Origin of the sequence: Niallia oryzisoli (assembly GCF_043641075.1) — a bacterium.
Lineage (GTDB): Bacteria > Bacillota > Bacilli > Bacillales > Cytobacillaceae > Bacillus_BD > Bacillus_BD oryzisoli_A.
On sequence record NZ_JBHZRC010000005.1, the window covers coordinates 192,618 to 213,060 of the forward strand.

21 protein-coding genes are annotated in these 20,443 nt (G+C 37.2%); 18 read left to right on the forward strand and 3 right to left on the reverse strand.

Features of this window, described 5'->3' with window-relative positions:
* Positions 1-103 precede the first annotated feature (103 nt).
* From ACHUFV_RS16450 to ACHUFV_RS16495, 10 genes are all read left to right on the forward strand, one after another.
* Complete coding sequence (locus tag ACHUFV_RS16450; protein ID WP_394235997.1) at positions 104-370, forward strand: (2Fe-2S)-binding protein; 267 nt, start codon at positions 104-106, stop codon at positions 368-370.
* A gap of 3 nt (positions 371-373) precedes the next feature.
* Positions 374-706: a (2Fe-2S)-binding protein gene (locus tag ACHUFV_RS16455; RefSeq protein ID WP_394235999.1), complete on the forward strand. Its 333-nt coding sequence runs from the start codon at positions 374-376 to the stop codon at positions 704-706.
* Positions 703-1,914 (forward strand): NAD(P)/FAD-dependent oxidoreductase, encoded by a 1,212-nt coding sequence (locus tag ACHUFV_RS16460; RefSeq protein ID WP_394236001.1) that lies wholly within the window; start codon positions 703-705, stop codon positions 1,912-1,914. Before ACHUFV_RS16455 ends, ACHUFV_RS16460 begins: the two co-directional genes overlap by 4 nt.
* 166 nt (positions 1,915-2,080) lie before the next feature.
* A complete protein-coding gene (locus tag ACHUFV_RS16465; RefSeq protein ID WP_394236003.1) occupies positions 2,081-2,614 on the forward strand; it encodes an NAD(P)H-dependent oxidoreductase in 534 nt (177 codons plus the stop codon).
* Between the two features lie 223 nt (positions 2,615-2,837).
* Positions 2,838-3,971, forward strand: coding sequence for an alanine dehydrogenase (ald, locus tag ACHUFV_RS16470; RefSeq protein ID WP_394236005.1), 1,134 nt, complete (start codon positions 2,838-2,840; stop codon positions 3,969-3,971).
* 147 nt (positions 3,972-4,118) lie between these two features.
* The gene (locus tag ACHUFV_RS16475) at positions 4,119-4,529 is read left to right on the forward strand and encodes a LytS/YhcK type 5TM receptor domain-containing protein (RefSeq protein WP_394236007.1); all 411 of its coding nucleotides are present in this window, start codon (positions 4,119-4,121) and stop codon (positions 4,527-4,529) included.
* 105 nt (positions 4,530-4,634) lie between these two features.
* Positions 4,635-5,396 (forward strand): ATP-binding protein, encoded by a 762-nt coding sequence (locus tag ACHUFV_RS16480; protein WP_394236009.1) that lies wholly within the window; start codon positions 4,635-4,637, stop codon positions 5,394-5,396.
* Positions 5,397-5,592: 196 nt separating this feature from the next.
* Positions 5,593-6,882, forward strand: a complete 1,290-nt coding sequence (locus ACHUFV_RS16485) for an ATP-binding protein (protein ID WP_394236011.1) — start codon at positions 5,593-5,595, stop codon at positions 6,880-6,882.
* Between the two features lie 112 nt (positions 6,883-6,994).
* Positions 6,995-7,846 (forward strand): DegV family protein, encoded by an 852-nt coding sequence (locus tag ACHUFV_RS16490; protein WP_394236013.1) that lies wholly within the window; start codon positions 6,995-6,997, stop codon positions 7,844-7,846.
* A gap of 31 nt (positions 7,847-7,877) precedes the next feature.
* Positions 7,878-8,393, forward strand: coding sequence for a YehS family protein (locus tag ACHUFV_RS16495; protein WP_394236015.1), 516 nt, complete (start codon positions 7,878-7,880; stop codon positions 8,391-8,393).
* Between the two features lie 50 nt (positions 8,394-8,443).
* Here the strand turns inward: ACHUFV_RS16495 and ACHUFV_RS16500 are convergent, their stop codons facing one another.
* Positions 8,444-9,298 carry a HipA family kinase gene (locus ACHUFV_RS16500; protein WP_394236017.1) on the reverse strand — a complete coding sequence of 285 codons (855 nt, stop codon included), beginning with the start codon at positions 9,296-9,298 and terminating at the stop codon, positions 8,444-8,446.
* A 343-nt stretch (positions 9,299-9,641) separates the two neighbouring features.
* Between ACHUFV_RS16500 and ACHUFV_RS16505 the strand changes: the two genes are divergently transcribed.
* From ACHUFV_RS16505 to ACHUFV_RS16520, 4 genes are read left to right on the forward strand one after another with little or no spacing between them, the layout of a single operon-like run.
* The gene (locus ACHUFV_RS16505; RefSeq protein WP_394236019.1) at positions 9,642-11,177 is read left to right on the forward strand and encodes a spore germination protein; all 1,536 of its coding nucleotides are present in this window, start codon (positions 9,642-9,644) and stop codon (positions 11,175-11,177) included.
* 18 nt (positions 11,178-11,195) lie between these two features.
* On the forward strand, positions 11,196-12,290 hold the full coding sequence (locus ACHUFV_RS16510) for a GerAB/ArcD/ProY family transporter (protein ID WP_394236021.1): 1,095 nt from the start codon (positions 11,196-11,198) through the stop codon (positions 12,288-12,290).
* Positions 12,287-13,546, forward strand: a complete 1,260-nt coding sequence (locus tag ACHUFV_RS16515) for a Ger(x)C family spore germination protein (protein ID WP_394236022.1) — start codon at positions 12,287-12,289, stop codon at positions 13,544-13,546. The genes ACHUFV_RS16510 and ACHUFV_RS16515 overlap by 4 nt, the downstream gene beginning before the upstream one ends.
* A gap of 2 nt (positions 13,547-13,548) precedes the next feature.
* Positions 13,549-13,707: a hypothetical protein gene (locus ACHUFV_RS16520; RefSeq protein WP_394236024.1), complete on the forward strand. Its 159-nt coding sequence runs from the start codon at positions 13,549-13,551 to the stop codon at positions 13,705-13,707.
* Between the two features lie 69 nt (positions 13,708-13,776).
* Here the strand turns inward: ACHUFV_RS16520 and sstT are convergent, their stop codons facing one another.
* Positions 13,777-15,021 carry a serine/threonine transporter SstT gene (gene sstT, locus ACHUFV_RS16525; protein ID WP_394236025.1) on the reverse strand — a complete coding sequence of 415 codons (1,245 nt, stop codon included), beginning with the start codon at positions 15,019-15,021 and terminating at the stop codon, positions 13,777-13,779.
* Between the two features lie 289 nt (positions 15,022-15,310).
* Between sstT and ACHUFV_RS16530 the strand changes: the two genes are divergently transcribed.
* The gene (locus ACHUFV_RS16530) at positions 15,311-15,892 is read left to right on the forward strand and encodes a hypothetical protein (protein ID WP_394236027.1); all 582 of its coding nucleotides are present in this window, start codon (positions 15,311-15,313) and stop codon (positions 15,890-15,892) included.
* A 74-nt stretch (positions 15,893-15,966) separates the two neighbouring features.
* Here the strand turns inward: ACHUFV_RS16530 and ACHUFV_RS16535 are convergent, their stop codons facing one another.
* Positions 15,967-16,827 carry a YitT family protein gene (locus tag ACHUFV_RS16535; protein ID WP_394236029.1) on the reverse strand — a complete coding sequence of 287 codons (861 nt, stop codon included), beginning with the start codon at positions 16,825-16,827 and terminating at the stop codon, positions 15,967-15,969.
* A 349-nt stretch (positions 16,828-17,176) separates the two neighbouring features.
* On the opposite strand from ACHUFV_RS16535, the gene ACHUFV_RS16540 reads away from it, so the two are divergent.
* The 3 genes from ACHUFV_RS16540 to ACHUFV_RS16550 are packed head-to-tail and all read left to right on the forward strand — an operon-like array spanning position 17,177 to position 20,248.
* Positions 17,177-18,373 carry an efflux RND transporter periplasmic adaptor subunit gene (locus ACHUFV_RS16540; RefSeq protein WP_394236031.1) on the forward strand — a complete coding sequence of 399 codons (1,197 nt, stop codon included), beginning with the start codon at positions 17,177-17,179 and terminating at the stop codon, positions 18,371-18,373.
* The gene (locus tag ACHUFV_RS16545) at positions 18,360-19,040 is read left to right on the forward strand and encodes an ABC transporter ATP-binding protein (protein WP_394236033.1); all 681 of its coding nucleotides are present in this window, start codon (positions 18,360-18,362) and stop codon (positions 19,038-19,040) included. The genes ACHUFV_RS16540 and ACHUFV_RS16545 overlap by 14 nt, the downstream gene beginning before the upstream one ends.
* Complete coding sequence (locus tag ACHUFV_RS16550; protein WP_394236035.1) at positions 19,037-20,248, forward strand: ABC transporter permease; 1,212 nt, start codon at positions 19,037-19,039, stop codon at positions 20,246-20,248. The genes ACHUFV_RS16545 and ACHUFV_RS16550 overlap by 4 nt, the downstream gene beginning before the upstream one ends.
* Positions 20,249-20,443: the final 195 nt, after the last annotated feature.

Sequence of the window (20,443 nt, forward strand, 5' to 3'; positions counted from 1 at the left end):
TAATTTATCGAGCGAGCTCGATAAAAATCCGGACGCAAATTCGACGGGCGAATTTGATTGTAGAACGTAAGGATTACATGAAAGAAGTAAGGGGGAGAAAGTTATGAGCGAAGACCAAACCGTTATATGCAGATGTGAAGAAGTTACAATCCAAGAAATTAAAGAAACGGTTAAGCAGTATCATTGTTCTGCACGTGAGATAAAGTTAAGAACACGCGCGGGTATGGGACCATGTGGTGGACGTACATGTCGTTGTATGATTGATAAAATAGTAGAACAATTGGGGGGACCTTCTGTCTCTAACGAAGTTTCACTTAGCTATCGTCCTCCGGTTAGACCCGTTTCATTTGGCGTATTAGGGGGGCAATAACATATGAATTCTATGAGAGTCGATCAGCACCCTGTTCTTGGAAATATGGGGCAAAGACAGAAGCTTAAGTTTGTATTTGAAGGGAAGCAATTCACAGCATATAAAGGAGATACCATCGCCTCCGCTTTGCTTGCATCCGGGGTTCGGACTTTACGTCGTCATGAGGATAAAGGTACACCAAAAGGAATTTATTGTAACATTGGTCATTGTTTTGAATGCCGGGTAAGAGTAAATGGACAAAATTCCGTTCGTGCATGTTTAACTCCGGTTGAAAACAATATGATTATTGAATCAAATGTGTCTCGTACAATGACATCACGAGGAGGTAAGGTATGATTGATTTAGCTATTGTCGGTGCCGGTCCAGCTGGTTTAAGTGCAGCCATTTCAGCAGCTGAAAATGGTTTAAAAGTGACTATCATAGATGAATTTGTCAAACCTGGCGGACGTTTATTGGGGCAGCTGCATGAGGAGCCAGATGGTAAATGGGTGAACGGGATTACCGAGGCGGAAAAGCTGTTTAAACGTGCGATTCAACTCGGAGTTATTATCAAATGTGGAGTATCCGTATATGATTTAGTGCAATTAGATAGTGGATGGTGTTTATATACAACCGGTTCGAGCATCAAGGCTAAATCGCTCCTTCTTGCTACAGGTGCATCAGAGACCGCTATCCCTATTCCTGGATGGACTCTTCCTGGTGTTATGTCTGTAGGAGCTGCACAGGTAATGGGAAATGTACATCGTGTCAAACCCGGTGAGAACGGGATGATTATTGGTGTTAACGTATTATCTGTAGCGATTGCAAGAGAGCTTCAATTATGCGGTGTAAACATTAAGGGGATAATCCTTCCGCAGCCGAGTCTTATTTCTGGTAATGCTTCTAACCCAGAGAAAAACATGGAATCTCTTTTACGATTAGCACATCTAGCTCCATCACCGTTAATACGTTTTGGCGGAAAATTAGTCAACCCAAAACTAGGTGCACGTTTGTATCCGAAAAATGGGTTTAAAATGTGGGGTATTCCTATTCAACTTCGCAAAGCTGCGATTGAAATACTTGGAGATAATCAAGTGGATGGTGTACGTATAGCAGATATAACGGCAACAGGTGAGATTGTTCCTGGGACAGAAAAAGTAGTACCAGTCGATTTTGTCTGTATTGCAGGCGGTCTTACTCCACTTTCAGAACTGGCGGCAGTTGCAGGCTGCTCCTTTAGGCATATTCCTCAGTTAGGTGGACACATTCCTCTACATAATGAAAGAATGCAGACCAACCTGAAGGGATTATACGTAGCAGGCAACATCACAGGTGTGGAAAGTGCAAAGGTGGCGATGGCACAAGGAAAAGTAGCAGGTTTATCGATTGCAGCTCAACGGAAGACTTCATCCAATCGCATGGATAATCAAATTCAAGAAGCCATTGAAAATGTGAAGGAAACGAGACGTAAGGCGCTCATACAGTTTCAGCCTGGTATTGAAGACGCAAGATCGCAATTATACCATAACTTTAATGAATATTCTGAAGCAAAAGTTTCTATCTAAGGCTGATCGTTTTTTGTATATCAGGATTTTACCAAGCGTATGCTATTTAAAATAGACTTCCCGTATTAGAATAATAACTAATGCGGGCATTTTCATGCATTTACATATAGTAAATTATTTGAAGTTAAACTAAACGGTTAAAATTCATTTCATGGAGGATAGATAGATGAAGGTTTTAGTCATTGTAGCACATCCCAATATTGAAGAGTCTGTTGTAAATAGAACATGGCTGGAAGAATTAAAGAAGCATCCGAATATAACCATAAATGAACTATATAAAGAATATCCAGACGAAAGAATCGATATTGAAAGAGAGCAAAAATTATGTGAAGAACATGATCGAATTGTTTGGCAGTTCCCTTTTTATTGGTATAGCTCACCGCCGCTGCTAAAAAAGTGGCAGGATGAGGTACTTACACATGATTGGGCTTATGGTTCAAAAGGAGATAAATTGCATAACAAAGAGTTAATATTAGCCGTATCAACGGGCAGTGCAAAGGAAAGATATCAAGCTGGCGGTAGAAATCACTATTCGATGAGCGAGCTGTTAAAACCTTTCCAAGCGACTAGTAATTTAATAGGTACGAAGTTTTTACCTGCCTATATTTTTAACGGAACATATACCGCTATTGATGAAGAACTAAAAGAAAGCGCACAAGCCTATGTCAATCATATTTTTTCCAAAGATATCTTTGAGTAATTCGGCAAATCTATCATTTGAATCCAGTGAGCGGATATTTCCTATTCAAAAGGAGATATCCGTTTTTTAATTATACAATTTGTAAGTAATCTAATGGATTAATAATTAACAACCAAAATGTAGCTTAAGTTCTAATAAGTGTTTTACATAGTGTCTAATGAAGTATAAAACACAAATGAGTATACTTCAGGTATAGAAAGTTACTTAATTAGGAGGTAATAAAATGATTATTGGAGTACCTAAAGAGATTAAAAATAACGAAAACCGTGTGGCCCTTACTCCAGCTGGGGTAATTTCTTTTGTAAATGCTGGTCATAAAGTAATAGTTGAGAGTGAGGCTGGAGTTGGGAGTGGTTTTACAAATGAAGACTACACTAACGCTGGAGCTGAGATCATTGGACAGGCTGCAGATGTATGGGCTCAAGCAGAAATGGTTATGAAAGTAAAAGAACCTCTTCCAAGCGAGTATGACTATTTCCGTGAAGGTCTGATTTTATTCACTTACTTACACTTAGCTGCTGAGCCAGCATTAGCTCAGGCTCTTAAGGATAAAGGTGTTATCGCAATCGCATATGAAACAGTTACAGTTAATCGCACGCTTCCGCTTCTTACGCCAATGAGTGAAGTAGCTGGTCGTATGTCTGCACAAATTGGATCTCAATTTTTACAAAAATCCAATGGCGGAAAAGGAATTCTACTTGCGGGAGTTCCTGGGGTGAGCCGTGGTAAAGTGACGATTATTGGCGGCGGTGTTGTCGGAACAAACGCTGCTAAGATGGCTATCGGTTTAGGCGCAGATGTTACGATTATTGATTTAAGTGCAGAGCGCTTACGTCAGTTAGATGATATCTTTGGTAACCAAATCAAAACGTTAATTTCTAATCCATTTAACATTGCAGAAGCTGTAGCAGAATCAGATCTTTTGATTGGTGCTGTATTAATTCCTGGTGCAAAAGCTCCTAAACTAGTAACGGAAGAAATGATAAAGGCGATGAAACCTGGGTCCGTTGTTGTAGATGTAGCGATTGACCAAGGTGGTGTTGTAGAAACAATCGATCACATTACTACACATGACAATCCAACTTATGAAAAACACGGTGTGATTCACTATGCAGTAGCCAACATGCCTGGAGCTGTTCCAAGAACGTCTACAATCGCATTAACGAATGTAACTGTTCCTTATGCATTACAAATTGCGAATAAAGGTGTATTTAAAGCAATTTCTGAAAATGAGGCATTAAAAAGCGGTGTTAACGTAGCAAAGGGAGAAATTACGTATGAAGCAGTAGCAAAAGACTTAGGTTATAGCTACACGAACGTTGAAGATGCTCTAAAAAAGGAATTAGCTAGTATTTAATTAAGTTTTATATGTTAAAAGAGAATAAAAAATGGCATCCATTTTGGGCGTCATTTTTTATTTTCTCGAATTTTATCGTTCAAAAATTTGTTCATATCATGCATTATCTTACTATCATACTACTTAAACTAAGGAAACGATGCTCATATGGATCTTGTTACAAAGGAATTGCTGATCAATTTTCTATTTATACTATTAGCTCTCTGTTTATTACAAATCCTATATATAGCTGTCTATGCCTATCGTTCAAAAGAATTAAAGAGTTGGCAAATAGCTTTATTCCCTTTTGTCTCACTTGTATTATGTATGATATTCCCAGTGTATTCGGATAAGGATGATATTTGGAGTTTATGTTATGTTCCATTTATTTTAGGTGGTCTATATGGTGGTTATAAACTTGTGTTAACACAAATAGGTATCGTTCTTTTTATTCGTTATTTAATGGGAGGGATGGGTTTTTATACTGGATCTGTAACTACTATTACTATCGGAATTGGCATTTGTGCCCTTTCCAAATATTATTTAAAAATGAATTTGAAGCGAAAGCTTTTACTTTAATTAGCTATACTGGTCGTTGGGATCACCGTATCTCAAGTATTTGAAGCCGTTTTTTTCTCAAAGCATCTAACAGGCTTATTTATCTTTGAGTTTTACAGTATTAATATGTTTGGAATTATTATTTCAACCATTTTATGGGAGGGAATTCGTACATACTCCAGCATATTACAAAATCTAATTAAGTCAGAAAAATTACAAATGGTCAGCCACTTGGCGGCTAGCATTTCACACGAGGTTAGGAACCCACTTACAGTAAGCAGAGGTTTTATGCAATTAATTTCTGCTGAGATTTCAACTGAAAAAGGAAAAGAATTCGTTAGTATTGCTTTAAAAGAGTTAGATCGAGCGACTGATATTATTAATGATTATTTAACCTTCGCTAAACCAGCTATAGAAAAAAATGAAAAGATTAATATTAATGAAGAAATTCTACAAGCTATCAATGTGATTAGTCCTCTAGCAACAATGAACGGAGTTGAAATAGAACAAATAATCAAGGATTCGGAGCAAAAGCAATATATGACGAATGGTGAACGTAAAAAATTCCAACAGTGTCTAATCAATATTATGAAAAATGGAATTGAAGCGATGAAGTCAAAAGGGGGTAAGCTCCAAATTCACTTGTATAGTTCTCAAGGTACAGTCAAGATTGATATTAGTGACCAAGGTGTTGGAATGTCTCAAGAACAAATCAATCGTCTTGGACAACCGTACTTTACCACTAAAGAAAAAGGGACTGGCCTAGGAATGATGGTTTCTTATAGTATCATAAAAGGAATGAATGGTACCATTCATGTAAGTAGTGAACCCCGTAAAGGCACCTCATTTAGTTTAGCCCTTCCAGTCTTTCTGCTACAAAAGGACTAATAAATAGTTGAAAAACCTAATCTTTGTTTATCGAAGATTAGGTTTTTATTATTAATTACAGTACAATAAATGTTTCAAAACAAGATTTTTCGGCAATAAATGTCGAATTTTGCGAATTTTATTTACATTATGTGGCAAAAATGATTAAATTTAGTTATTCTATATTTTTGAAAACCCTATCGTAGGAGCATAAACGATGAAAGATCAGATTCTATTTTTATTTAATCATTTACTCTTTATCTTGGTCATTTTGTTTATATATCAGTTTTGGTTGGACCGAAAGAAACGGACAATGAAGGAACAACGTATAATGCTCGTTGTTTGCACATCTATTTGTGTTATTTTTAGTATGTCTTTCACTGTTTCACTGACTGATAATTTTATTGTGGATTTACGGCAAATCCCATTATTAATTGGTGTCTTGTACGGTGGGGTATATGCAGCAATTCCATTGGCGATTATCACGCTAGGGTATCGACTCATTATCGGTGGTGCTGGGATTGCCGGGGCAATTAGTATGTGTATCTCCATTATTATAATTAGTCTTATTTTTTCTAAAAAATACGTAACATGGAATATCCGAAAAAAAGTCATATGGTCGATGTTTCTAGCACTTTATGCCTCTACTCTGATATTGGCTGTTTATTTAGTTTTGGCTACGGAAAATCTATTGATCGATAATGATCTTTCTCAAATGAATATTATCTATATCTTTAGTATCTTCATTATTTTTCATGTAGTAGGTACTGGGATTGTCACCTATGCCTTTGAGAAAATGAACAGCATGATCAGTATGAAACAACGAATCATTCAATCAGAAAAAATAGAATTAATTAGTCACTTAGCTGCATCCATCTCACATGAAGTAAGGAATCCATTAACCGTGAGTCGAGGCTTTATGCAGCTTTTGTTAGAGAGTTCATCTATGGAGAAAAAGGACGAATATGTGTCGATTGCTATGAGTGAGCTTGATCGTGCTGAGAAAATTATTACCGATTATTTAACCTTTGCCAAACCTTTAGATGATAAGCAGGAAATATTTGATATACAAGAAGAGTGTCTACATGTAATAGAAGTCATTCGTCCTTTGGCGAATATGAACGCAGTGGAAATTACGTCAAGACTATGCTCATCATATGTGAAAGGAAACCGTCAATCGTTCCAGCAGTGCCTGTTAAACATCACCAAGAACGGTATTGAAGCCATTCTGAACGGAGGGACGTTGCATATCGAGATTCAACCAACAAAAGATGAAGTTACTGTAATGATTGAGGATACAGGAATAGGCATGACAGAGGAACAAATCAAACGTTTGGGAGAACCATATTTCACTACAAAAGGTGCAAAGGGAACAGGCTTAGGTATGATGGTATCCTTCAGTATTATTCATTCCATGAATGGTTCCATACAAGTTAACAGTGAAGTAGGGAAAGGGACGAGCCTTGAGATCGTTTTACCACGAATAAACGAGAATGAAAAAGTGTAACAAAGGAAATAAATGTTTAACTGAGTGTTTGTCTCTTTTAATGTATAGTTAGAATAGGTCATGATAAAAAAGCATGAACAGTGATGGCTCGAGATTTGAAAGGGGACATACAATGGGAAGAATTATTTTATCGACGGAGAGTGGAGCGGATTTACCTGTAGATTTAGCAGAAAAACATGCTGTTCAAGTAGTCCCGATGCACGTGATTATGGATGGTAAGGATTATTTAGATGGTTCTTTACCTGTAAAGGATATATATGATTATTATGATCGTACAAAAAAAATACCCACTACAACGGCCACTAATATCCATGAGTATCATGAGTTTTTCACGAAAATAAGAACGGATTTTCCTGCTTGCATCATTATTCACATCGGTTATACTTCCAAGGCATCTTCTTCCTTTCAAAATGCAGTTCTAGCTGCAGAGAATTTTGAAAATCTTTATCTCATCGATGCTTTGAACGTTACAGGTGGATTAACTGCTATTGTGATGTATGCTGTTACTTTGTTAGAAAAACAACCTGAGATTGAACCTGTTCAACTAATCAAAAAGATAGAAGCAAAGGTCCCTAAATCAAAACTGGCTTTTATGCCAGGTAGCTTAGAATTTTTAAGAGCGGGTGGGCGCGTAAGTAACGCGGCTTATCTTGGAGCGTCTTTGTTAAAAATAAAGCCATGTATTGAATTAATTGAAGGAAAGCTTGTTTCAACTAAAAAATATCGTGGGAAAATGAGTAGTGTTGCAGAAAAACTCATGCATGAATATATAAATCAATACGACATTGATAAAGAACAAATATATTTGATATACTCAATCGGACTTGATGAAAGAATTATGCAGCAGATGGATGAAATGGCAAAAGAAACTGGTTTTAAAAATGTAAAATGGATTCAAGCTGGTGCGATGATTTCTACCCATGCTGGACCTGGGGGCTTTGGGATTGCAGGGTTAGAAATTTAAGCAGTTATGCAATGTTGTAGGAGGTTTATAAATGGAAAATAATGATATATTAATTAGATTAAGATATGCGCTAGATATAAAAGATGCAGATATGGTAGAGATATTCAACCTTGGTGGCAAGATCGTAACAAAAGAAGAAGTGAAAGAAATGCTTACGAAAACGAGTGATAGTGATGATGAGTATGTAGACTATGCAAATATATGCAGTGATAACATGTTAGAGTCATTTTTCAATGGACTTATTACTTATAAAAGAGGCAAACAAGATCCAAAACCAGAACAACCTAATAAATCAACACAATTTCCCAAGACAAATGAAAGTATAAATAATATCCTTCTTAAGAGAGTGAAAATTGCACTGTCATTAACTAGTGAGGATATGCTTGATATATTAGAGAAAGCAGGAGTCACCATAACAAAGGGTGAACTAAGCGCCGTGCTTAGAAAAGAAGGGCATCGGAATTATAAAGTGTGCGGAGATCGGTACGCTAGAAATTTCCTAAAGGGCTTAGCTATAAAATATAGGGAACAGGGTATTCAGTCGTAATATTGATCCGCATGTCCGCATTTAAATGAGGCGCATGAAAATTCATGCGCCTAGTTTTTGCTAGTCTTTTTTTTCTTTTTTTTAGTAGACTTATTACCGCTATACCGATTAATAAAGCTTTCCATGAGAGTCGGTAGGTTACTTTTTTGCTCTATGAGAAAAGTAACTAGCGCTGCACGTTCTTCTGTTGACACCTGCCACTCTTCAGGGATGGATTGGATGACTTCATATATTAATTCATGTGGAATAGCTGCGATCTTTTCGATAAATGATGTAAAATCCTCGCCATTAAGAATGGAGATAATCCATTGGTACGTTTCTCTGTAGGATAGTTTCTTGTTTCGCTTTTCGATGATTGTTTGTGGTGTCCATGTGTATCCACCAGGGAAGCATTTCCCATGATCAATCATGTGGAAATAATAACTGCCATCACTATGCTGTTCCATAAGAACATTCCGCAATGTCCGATCATAGTTAAACACCCAATGATCAAACACCACCATTGCTCCAAGCATATCGTGATTCTGTATCTCCGTTTTCGCTGTAAGTGAAGTATAGACTTCCTTTAATGTAATACTGCCCCCGATAAATAAACAGGCAGATTGCAGACCTGGATTGAATGAATATCTTGTGGATTGCAGCTCAGGGGTTTTATTGATGAATTCAGAAGAGATATATACTGGCTGAAAGGGGACAACAGGAAGGGAAAGTAACATACCCAATTTACTTACGACATACTCATTGATTACCTCTTTAGCTCTTCTACTTTCGGTACCATTCCATTTCACAACATAATTATTACCATCGCTAAAAAGAATAACATGCGCTGTTCCGCCAGGTAATGTTTCTATGAACTGAACGGGGTATTTTGAAAGTCCTAAATTGATTGAATTTATTTCCTCCATTTCTTTTTTTCTTCTTTGATGATTTCTTTTACTAATCCATTGATGTTGCTCATTTCTTTCCTCCTTTCTTTAAAACTCATTTCAAGAAAATACTAAAAAGATTTTCCTATATATAGTAAATACAAAGCCGAAAGATATTGAACCGGACAAGTACATTAATTTTAATATTCAATTGTTCACCTAGTAGCTCAGGTTCAAGGTGTCTAATTCCATTTGATTAGATATGTTAGTGATTTATTGTCATAATAAATCACTTTTTACAAATAATATCCACAGTGGCAATATTTTCTTAGTACAAAGTCTTTTATTTCTACACTATTTCTTCTTCAGGAGTTATACCAATATGAATAATTCATTTTTCAAAAAAAGAAAAGCTTTTGTATCAGAAATGAGCCAGGAATCTACAGGAAATACTAGTGATCAAAGTCTAAAGCTATTTTCTGGGAATCTAGTACAGGATATAAATCATTTTAAACAGCTCTATTCATTCCCTTCCAATGTTGATTTCATGCTTAGAGAATTTACTATCAATAAGATGGAGCGAAGGGCTGTCTTGTTTTATATTCCATCATTGACTGATGCGAAGCTGATTGATGATGCAATCATAAAACCGTTGATTATGAATGATAGGGAAATAACAGATGTGACATCAGCCATAGGTGCAAGTGCGATTAGAGCAGAGGCTGAAATAGACAAAGCGGTTCATGAGTTGAATACAGGAGACTCTCTTTTATTGGTTGAGGGACAACGACATGCTTATATTATTAAAACGGCACTCGCAGCCGGCAGAAGTGTAGAAAAACCTCAAAACGAAACGACATTATTTGGTCCAAAGGAATCCTTTATTGAAAAGGCAGATGTCAACATCTCTCTTATTCGAAAAAAGATTCGCAGTGAAGACTTTACGGTAGAAAAGATGACCATTGGAGGCCGCTCTAATAATGAAGTTTTTATTATCTATAACAAAGAATTAGCAAGCGAAAGGGTTTTGAATGAAGTAAAAAGTAGGATTGGGGCAATATCAAAAGATGCAGTTCAGAATATTAGCTTATTAGTTCAGCATATCGAAGACAGGAAAAGAAGTTTAGTTCCAACTGTGTTACAAACGGAGAGGCCGGATCGTGCGGCTTCTTTTATTGAGGATGGGTATGTTATCGTCGTCATGAATAACTCTCCGTTTGCATTAGTCGCACCATCAACGTTTTGGTCCTTTTACCATTCAGGAGATGATCATTATCTACGGTTTATTAATGGGAACTTTACTAGATTGCTTCGTATATTGGCCATGTTTATTACTTTATTCACTCCGTCAGCCTATATTGCTATTACAAATTATCATATGGAAATGCTTCCGACCGATTTACTATTAGCGATTGCGGGTGCACGAGAAATGGTGCCGTTTCCCGCCATATTAGAATTGCTGCTGTTAGAGCTGTCCTTTGAACTGATACGGGAAGCAGGGGTTCGAGTCCCTGTTCCGATTGGTCCGACAATTGGGATTGTCGGAGCGTTAATTTTAGGTCAGGCCGGAGTTGAAGCAAATGTGGTTAGTCCTATTGTAGTAATTGTTGTGGCCTTATCAGGATTATCCTCTTATGCGATTGGAGATGTAAATTTAAACTACACAATAAGAATTACACGGTTTGCCTTTCTTATAGCAGCAGGGCTAATGGGGATATTTGGAATGGTGCTCTGTTTTATGGCTGGTTTAATTTATTTAACATCATTAAAAAGTTTTGGCGTACCATATCTGGCACCACTGTCGCCAAAATATAAGTCATCAGGAGATACAGTATTCCGAAAGCTATTAACAAATGAACGACTAAGACCAGGATTTACAAAAACAAAAGATCTAACGAAAGATACTGTTTCTGAATAAGGAAGTTAGGTGATAATTTTGGGTAAATCTGAAAAAGACCAAGTGGGATTTATGGAGTTTTTTTCAATAATCGCAATTACAGTTGGGTTGAAGAGTACGGATATGAGTACGGTTTTACTGTTTAAAAGCGGTTTGAATGCAGCTTGGATGATTGCTATAGGCTCCTTTATACTAATTATTCCTTCCTTGCTCCTAGTAAATAGTGTTTTAAAAAAGTATCAATGCAAAACGATTTTGGAAGTAACACAGCTTACACTCGGAAAACCAATCGCTTTTGTCGTTGCTTTTATCATGCTTTGTTTAATCTTAATAAATACCGCAACAGACTCCAGGAGTTACATAACTCAATTGATTACGATTAACTTTCCGAATACACCCTTATTTATTTTGTATCTTTGCTTTTTAGCACTTTGTATGTGGGGAGCGAAAAAGGGATGGGAGACAGTGGGGACTATTGCATGGACGACCTTTCCTTATCTAATAATCGCTTTAAGCTTCTTGTTTTTTCTACTATTTAAAGAGGCTGTGTTTAATAGAATATTTCCCCTGTTCGGTACTGGTTTATGGGAAATTGCAAAAGGAAGTTTTAACTTTATCCCATTATTTTCTGAACCATTTACTCTCGCTGTGATGTATCCATTTGTGAAAGGTCATCAAACCTATACAAGGGGATTATATAGTTCTTTGGTTTTTACCGTTTTTTTGATGGTGTTGTTGTATCTATCGTATTTATGGATATTTGACTACCGGAGTATAGGAAAGATTACCTTTCCTTATAATGAGGCTATCCGATTTGTTACGATAGGAAGAAGTATTACCAATATAGAGACTTTTTTTATAACGATTTGGCTTGTTGGGGTTTTTGTCAAGTTTACCGTTTATATCTATTTAATAAGTAGAATATTCGGTTTTCTGTTTCGAATTGAAGAATTTGAACATACAATCATCCCAATAACCCTTTTAGTCTTCGTTATCGGATTGATACCGGAAAACAATGAGACGAATATTTTTCTTGTTAGAACGACTACAACCGCCTACGTTAAATACTTTATATTATGTTTCCCTCCATTGCTTTGGGCCGCAGCAAAGGTAAAGGAGGCAAGGGCAGGATGAAGAGGAAGGTAGGTTCATTTCTATTCCTAATCTCGTTGATTCTCCTCCTTACAGGCTGTTGGGATAAAAAGGAGGTAGAGGAGCGTTCCTATGTAGTGGCCATTGGGCTTGATCTTCCAAGCGGGCTTGATATAGAAAAGGAGCAAGCCATTGATGTCACGTTTCAATTTTCCAATCCAAAATTAAATGTTAAAGGGGTATCTCCTTCAGGAGGAGAAGAGATGAAGGATGTTGTATCCTTGACCGCACCTGACTTAGTATCCGCCCGAAACATGGCTAATTCATTTGTAACAAGAGAAATCTCCTTTACCCATAATAAAGTATTAATCGTTTCTGAAGAACTGGCTAAAACAGAGATCTTTTATCGACTCTTGACTACGGCCTTTAAAGATAGGGAAATACGAAGGGAAACGAGTATTATTGTCACGGAAGGAATGGCTTCGAAATTCATTGAAAAAAATAAGCCTGAGATGATGATAAGACCTCATCGTTATTATCAATTTTTGATTGACCGGGCGACAGAAACGGGATTAGTTCCAGAATCAACGATTAATCGATTTTTTGCGATTACGGACGGCGATGCCGACCTTTTTCTGGCCATGTACGGTTCCTACAATAAACATAAGGATGGATTTCAAGATGAAGATCAATACATAGCCGGGCAGGTACCAAAAAAAGGAGGAAACCCTGTTCAGCTAATCGGTTCGGCTGTGTTTAAGGAAGGTAAAATGATCGGCAAATTGTCAGGTGAAGAAACGCGAATCACCAGATTACTCGATAATACTTCAAACATAAGAGATTTGTTCTCCAGCTTTCAAGATCCTTTGGACAAAGAGTATAAAATAGCCGTTAGAATAAAGAAAACGAGAAAAAATAAAGTTGAAGTCAAGCTGCGAAATGGCCCGCCCGAAATAAATGTAACCTATCCGCTTGATATGAAAATCTTATCGGTTCCTAGTATGGTTAATTATGCGGAAGATATAGAAAATCAAAAGAAATTAAAACTAGCATTGGAAGAAAAATTGAAAGAAAACGCAGAAAAATTGATTAAAAAAACGCAAAAGGAGTTTAAGACAGAACCGTTTTATTGGTCCTTGTATGTTCGTCCTTTATTTAGTACTGTCAAGGAATATGAAACATGGGACTGGAATAATAAAAGATATCCCTATGCCGATATTCATGTAACAATGGATTTAGAAATTACCGGATTTGGTAAACAGTTTCGTGAATCTGACATAGAAAAGGTGATTGATTAAAAATGAACATCATATTTTGGGCCGTTGTATTGTTCGGCTCATGCTATAGTTTTTGGTACGCCTATTACTTAATCAAAGATAAGAACAAATTAGGGGCATTTGGCATGGTGTTAGTTGGTTGCTTGATAAGTGGATTATCCTTCATGGTTAGACTGAATTAAAAATAAAAAAAACCCATTTGCAAAAGATGTTTGCAAATGGGTTTTAGTATTTTGAACGCTGTAATCAAATTAGATAGCCTTCTTAGTATTAATCGTAAATTCCTTACCTTCTTTACGCTTTTTCGCATATTCAGCTGTTGCTGTAAATAATACGTCAGAGGACGAGTTCAATGCTGTTTCACAAGAGTCCTGTAACACACCAATGATAAAACCAACACCAACGACCTGCATCGCAATATCGTTTGAGATTCCGAATAAGCTACAAGCCAGTGGAATAAGTAATAATGATCCGCCGGCAACACCTGAAGCACCAGCAGCTGAAATAGCAGATAAAATAACGAGAATAACAGCTGTTGCAAAATCAACTTCAATTCCTAATGTGTGTACTGCAGCAAGTGTTAAAACAGCAATTGTAATTGCTGCTCCCCCCATATTTACTGTAGCACCTAATGGAATGGAAACTGAGTACGTATCTTCTTCCAAACCAAGTTCTTTACATAAACGCATATTTATCGGAATGTTAGCGGCTGAGCTGCGAGTAAAGAACGCGGTAATCCCGCTTTCTTTAACACACTTTAAAACTAATGGATATGGATTTTTTCTAGTATAGAAGTATACAATAATAGGATTTACAATAAGTGCAACAAAGAACATCGTTCCGAGTAGTACTAAAAGAAGTTGTCCATAGTCAGATAAGGCTGAAAGCCCATTTGTTGAAATGGCATCATAAACGAGACCCATAATTCCTAATGGAGCTAAATTAATAACCCATTTGACTATTGTAGAAATGGCGTCTGAGAAATTTGCAAGCATATCCTTTGTTGATTCAGCAGCATTTCTTAGTGCAAGTCCAAGAAGAATGGCCCAAGCTAATATACCAATATAGTTTGCATTAATGAGAGCATCTACTGGGTTGGCAACAACGTTAAATAATAATGTCTGTAATACCTCTAAAATTCCCCCAGGAGGTGTTACGTCTTCAGCCCCAGTTGTCAGTGTTAAGCTTATTGGGAAAATAAAGCTTGCAACCACTGCAACAAGTCCTGCTAATGTTGTACCGATAGCATATAGGACAATAATAGATTTCATATTTGTTTGTGTACCGCTTTTATGCCGGGAGATGGCATTCATGACGATGAATAAGACTAGAATGGGTGCAACAGCCTTTAAAGCACCAACGAATAAAGATCCAAGAATGGACACCCATGCTGTGGCGTTCGGAATGGCCAAGGCAAAAATAATACCAATCACCAATCCAACAAGGATTCGTTTAACCAGGCTCACCTGATTCCACTTAAGCAGTAAATTTTTCATTGTTTCCCCTCCGGTTATACTAAATTCTACCAAGAAAATACAGTTGTATCTGTGTGGTGGAATCTTCTATGTAACAATTAGTTTAACACGAAGATTGTAAATTGTGAAACAAATTATTATATTAAAATATTGGATATTTATTCATTGTGAAGAGTATATTTTAAAATAAACAAACGCTTCTACAAGAGCGTAACACATATTTCAGCGAACCTTTCACCAGTGAACATCTTTCTGAATATTAAATTATTTGCAGAATACAATGATAAGGATACTTTTAGGGGGTGAAGGGATGACGTTATCTAATACTATTCGTTGGCTTGGAATGTTGGCTGTAATTGGGGGCATATGCAGGCTATTGATGACACCGTTAGAATTAATGTGGGGGACAGATAATACAACGGCTCTTATCATTGGTGGGATAACAGGATCTGTTTTTATTATCATTGGTACTGCTGGAATTTATCTATTTCAAGCGGAAAAAGCGGGTGTACTGGGATTTATTGGTTTTCTTATGACTACATTAGGAAATATTCTCGTCTGCACTATGGTAATGATTGCTCTATTTGTTAACACTGCTTTACAGGATCCACAAATATTAGAGCAGGATCTGCCGGGTCCCATTGTACCAATCCGGATTATTATGATGATTACGATGAACCTGGGTTATATTCTATTTGGAATTGCTACAATTCGGGCCAAGATGCTGCCAAGATGGGGCGGGGCCTTAATGATACTGTTGGTTCTTATGACGTTTATTCCTTATACTGATTATTTATTTGCCGTAGTCTGGGGTCTATTCTACATTGTACTCGGATGGGCTGTCTGGTCCAGATCGAAGAATAGTGAAACTAAGGTTAGTGTAACTCAATAGATATAAAACTTAATATGAAGTAAGGAGCAGTCTAAATGACTGCTCCTATTGTCGTTTTAAATTAGACTTTCCCTTTACTTTTCATACGACTTATCTATCGTAAATCCACGACCTTTTACTTCGTTTACCTGGTTAATAACCATGAAAGCCTGTGGATCAATAGAAAGAACAAGATTATTCAGCTTTGGTAGTTCACGGTTTGAAACAATGGTAAGAACCACCAATCGCTTATCATGAAGATAGCCTGTTTCTGCATGCATTAATGTAGACCCTCTATCCAAGTGCTTGAGAATCATTTGATTGATTTCCTCATATTTATGGCTGATGATTTTCACCTGAGTTTTGGATTTTCCGAACATCAGAACCTTATCTAATATAACGGTATAAATCATAATGAGTAAGATACCATAAAGAACCTGTTCTTTATTGGCAAATAGCATTTGGGACAGCAAAATCAAGAAATCGAATGCATATAAGGACATAGAAATCGAAATTCCAAACTTTTTATTTAACACAAGCGGTGGAATATCCATGCCCCCCGTTGATGCTCCTGCTTTGATCACGATACCGATGCTACCCCCGATGATGATACCGGTGTAAATAGCAGCAAGCAGCTTGTCATCCGTAATATCTCGCAGCATCGTGACATTTTCAAAAATCCCAAGAATGAAGGGAAAGTAGAAGGTGCTGATTAAAGTGGTAAGTGCAAATGACTTGCCAAGCATAAAGGCTCCAAGAATAAACATAGCAATATTGAAAACGGATACAAAAATTGAAACAGGAATTCCAAACTGATGATAGAAAACTAGTGCTAGTCCAGTCGTCCCGCCAGTAATCAAGCCATTTGGAAGAATAAAGGCTGTAACAGCCAGAGCATAAAGCGTATTGCCAAAGAGGACTAGTCCGATATTTTTTAACCATGATGAATTGAACATAAAAAGCTGCTCCCTATATACATGTATGCGTCCAATCTAAGTAGAAAGGTATATAAATACTTTATATTAAACAGTTTGTGTTTAAAAGAATAATTTATGAATGAATCATCCAAATGGGATGGTCAGTCTATCCAAAAATATTTGTCTTTTAAGCGTAATATGACAAATTATTATAAATTTTCATGAATTATTGTAAATATATGGCGATTTTTCATAGATTTATCGATATAATGGGCAGAGAGTAGAATATTGAAATTTCTGTTTATTTATCTACCTTCCTTAGAAAATCTTTGAGATAGATGATGGTATATGATTTTCAGTAATTTCAAATGGTTAAGGGGGCATTAAAATGAAAAGAAAAAAGGTTTGGATACCGATTGTAACAATGGTTGGATTAGCGGCAATTGCCATGTTGGTCATATTTTTAATGAAGGATAGAAATGTAAATATGGCCAGTACGGATCCTCAAGAAATGCCTGTAACGGTTCAGAAGGCAGAAGAGAAAGAGTTAACCGAGACAATTCTCGTTACTGGTGAAATTGTCCCTGAAGGTGAACAAAAGGTATATATGGAGCCTGACAAAGGAGATATCATTGAATATAAAGTAGCAGAGAATCAAACTGTTAAAGCGGGTGATCCTTTATTTTTATATGATTCTTCAAAACTAAACGTTGAATATAATGGAGCGGTTCGGGAAAGGGATTTAATTAAACTGAGAGCAAAAGCGGAAGAAGCCCAAATAGCAGAATTGAATAAACAAATTGCGGCAGCAAAAAAGAATCCTTCTAGTGAATCTGAAGCAGAAATAGTTGATGTCAATCAGTTGACACAAGAAAAGGTGCAATTAGAGCTTCAATATGAAAACACAAAATCAGAGGCAGCTTCTGCGCAAGAGAGAATTAATGAAGCCACTAATCGTAAAAAGGAAATGACGGTTGTCAGTAAAATAGACGGGATTGTTGTGAAAGTAAATCAAAACATAGCCAAATCTGAGACTGGTGCCTCAGAGCCTGTTATACATATTATTTCAAATAGTCCTTATAAAGTAATTGGTACGATGAGTGAATTCGATTCAGTGAAGATTCAACCGGGACAAGCTGTCGTGATTCGACCAAAGGTTTATAAGGATCGGGAATGGAATGGTGTTGTTGAATCTGTTTCTCAGTTTCCAAATGAAGACGGAGCTGGCGGGGAAATGATGGGTGCACCAAGTGGAGGAAATGTAACAATGTATCCATTCAAGGTTGCCATTACAGATGATACATCGGAGCTCCGCCAAGGTTTTCATGTTTCGTTGGAAGTCAAAATTGTTGGAACGGAAAAAAAGCCGGTTATTCCGCATAGTGCCATTTTAGATGAGGATGGAATGGCTGTCGCATATGTATTAATAGATGGAAAGATTGAGAGACGTGAAGTGAAGACGGGTTCCATGAATGATGAATGGATCCAAGTTCTAGAAGGTATTAATAAGGATGAGCTTGTTGTTATTGCTCCATCTGAAGGAATGTACGATGGAATGGAAGTGACCTCCTTTGATGAAATTTAGTGAGATTAAGAAGATTTATGGAAAGGGAGCTCTTGAAGTCCCGGTCTTGCATGGGATTAATCTTACGATAGAAGATGGGGAATTTGTAGCCATCATGGGACCATCAGGATCTGGGAAATCAACCTTAATGAATATTATTGGTTTTTTAGATTACCCAACTTCAGGTACTTATGAATTGAATGAAGAAAATATCGGGACAGAAAAGGAAAACAAGCTGACAAAATTAAGAAATGAACATATTGGATTTGTTTTTCAACAATTCTTTTTGCTTCCAAGACTTTCGGTACTTAAAAACGTCGAATCACCTCTTATCTATGCTGGTGTACCAAAGCGCGAAAGAATCGAAAGAGCAAAACTTATGCTTAACAAGGTTGGATTAGAAGACAGAATGACTCATTTGCCTAATGAATTATCCGGTGGACAAAAGCAGCGGGTTGCAATTGCCAGGGCACTTGTGAACAACCCAGCTATTATTTTGGCGGACGAACCGACTGGTGCACTTGATTCAAAGACTAGTAAGCAGATTATGGATTTATTTGTCCAACTCAATAAAGAAGGTAAAACGGTTATTATCGTTACACATGAGGAGGAAATTGCTGCCTATACAAATAGGGTGATCACAATAAAAGATGGCGTGATTACGGATGATCAGAGGAGAACGTCATGAGTTTAGTAGAAAGTTTTAAATTAGCGCTTTACTCAATTTGGAAGCATAAGGTTCGTTCCATATTAACCATGCTGGGCGTTATTATTGGTGTAGCCGCTGTTATTATTATTGTCGCCATTGGCCAAGGGGCAAAGACGAAAATGACAGAAGAGCTGTTCAGTACAGACAAAAATGCAGTGGATATTTTCTATCAACCCATGCCTGCCGAGGGAGAAGATGAATCCGAGATGCTCTGGACGGAGCCGGAAATAACCTCTGAGGATATTGAACTGCTATCAGGAGTACCAGGTGTAGAAGCCGTGATCGCTACAAATCAGGGCTGGGGTCCGATGGTGTATGATGATCAGAAAGGTGATATGGAAATTACAGGGGTCGGCCCCGAGTTTTTTTCTGCAAGAAAAATTCAAGTGGTTGAAGGAAGAACCATCAATACGCGCGATAATGACGGAATGAACCGTGTGGTTATGATCGATACGGTGGCAAGAGATAAATTTTTCAAGGGGAAAGAAGACATTATTGGTGAGATTATTGACTTAAATGGTAATCCATATAAATTAGTCGGTGTGTATGAATCTCCCATACCGGAGCAGTACCGCGTAAGTGAAAACGGTGAGATGCTTATGCCGAGAAAGGTTATTACCATGATGTTTGGGAATCGAGAGATTGAGAGATTAGCCATTGTGGCAAGCGACCCGGAGAAAATCTCTGAAACAGGTCAGTTTGCTGCGGATACGTTAACCCAGAAAAAAAAGCTGGAGGACGGAATGTATGCAATCAATGATTTTTCACAATATGAACAAGAGGTAGACACCGTTATTACATTGATGACCCTGTTTATTGGGAGTATCGCAGGAATTTCCCTTTTAGTCGGAGGAATCGGGGTTATGAATATTATGCTGGTTTCCGTAACAGAAAGAACGAGGGAAATCGGAATCAGAAAAGCAATCGGTGCTACAAGAGGCCGGATCCTATTGCAGTTTTTAATAGAATCGATGACGTTGACTTTAATAGGGGGACTGATCGGTATTGGTCTTGCCATGGTTGCATCCATGGCTGTGACGAAATTCTCACCGATTGCAGCGACGGTAAGCCCGCTCGTTATCATCATCGGTGTAGGATTTTCAGCCTTTATTGGCATCATCTTTGGCATCCTTCCAGCCAACAAAGCAGCAAAACTCAGCCCAATCGAGGCATTACGGTATGAATAAAGCAGAGGCGGTTCTTCCGCTACTAATTCAATTGAAAAAGGACTAATTGCAGTCCTTTTTTTATTTAATAGAGCAGGAAAAATAATTGAAAAAATTAGCAATATATTCAACTGAATTTTTAGCATTCTATTCATAAAGATGTTATGTTTGGATTACGGAAGATATGTTTGGCAACTTTTTAATAGATATAGTGTT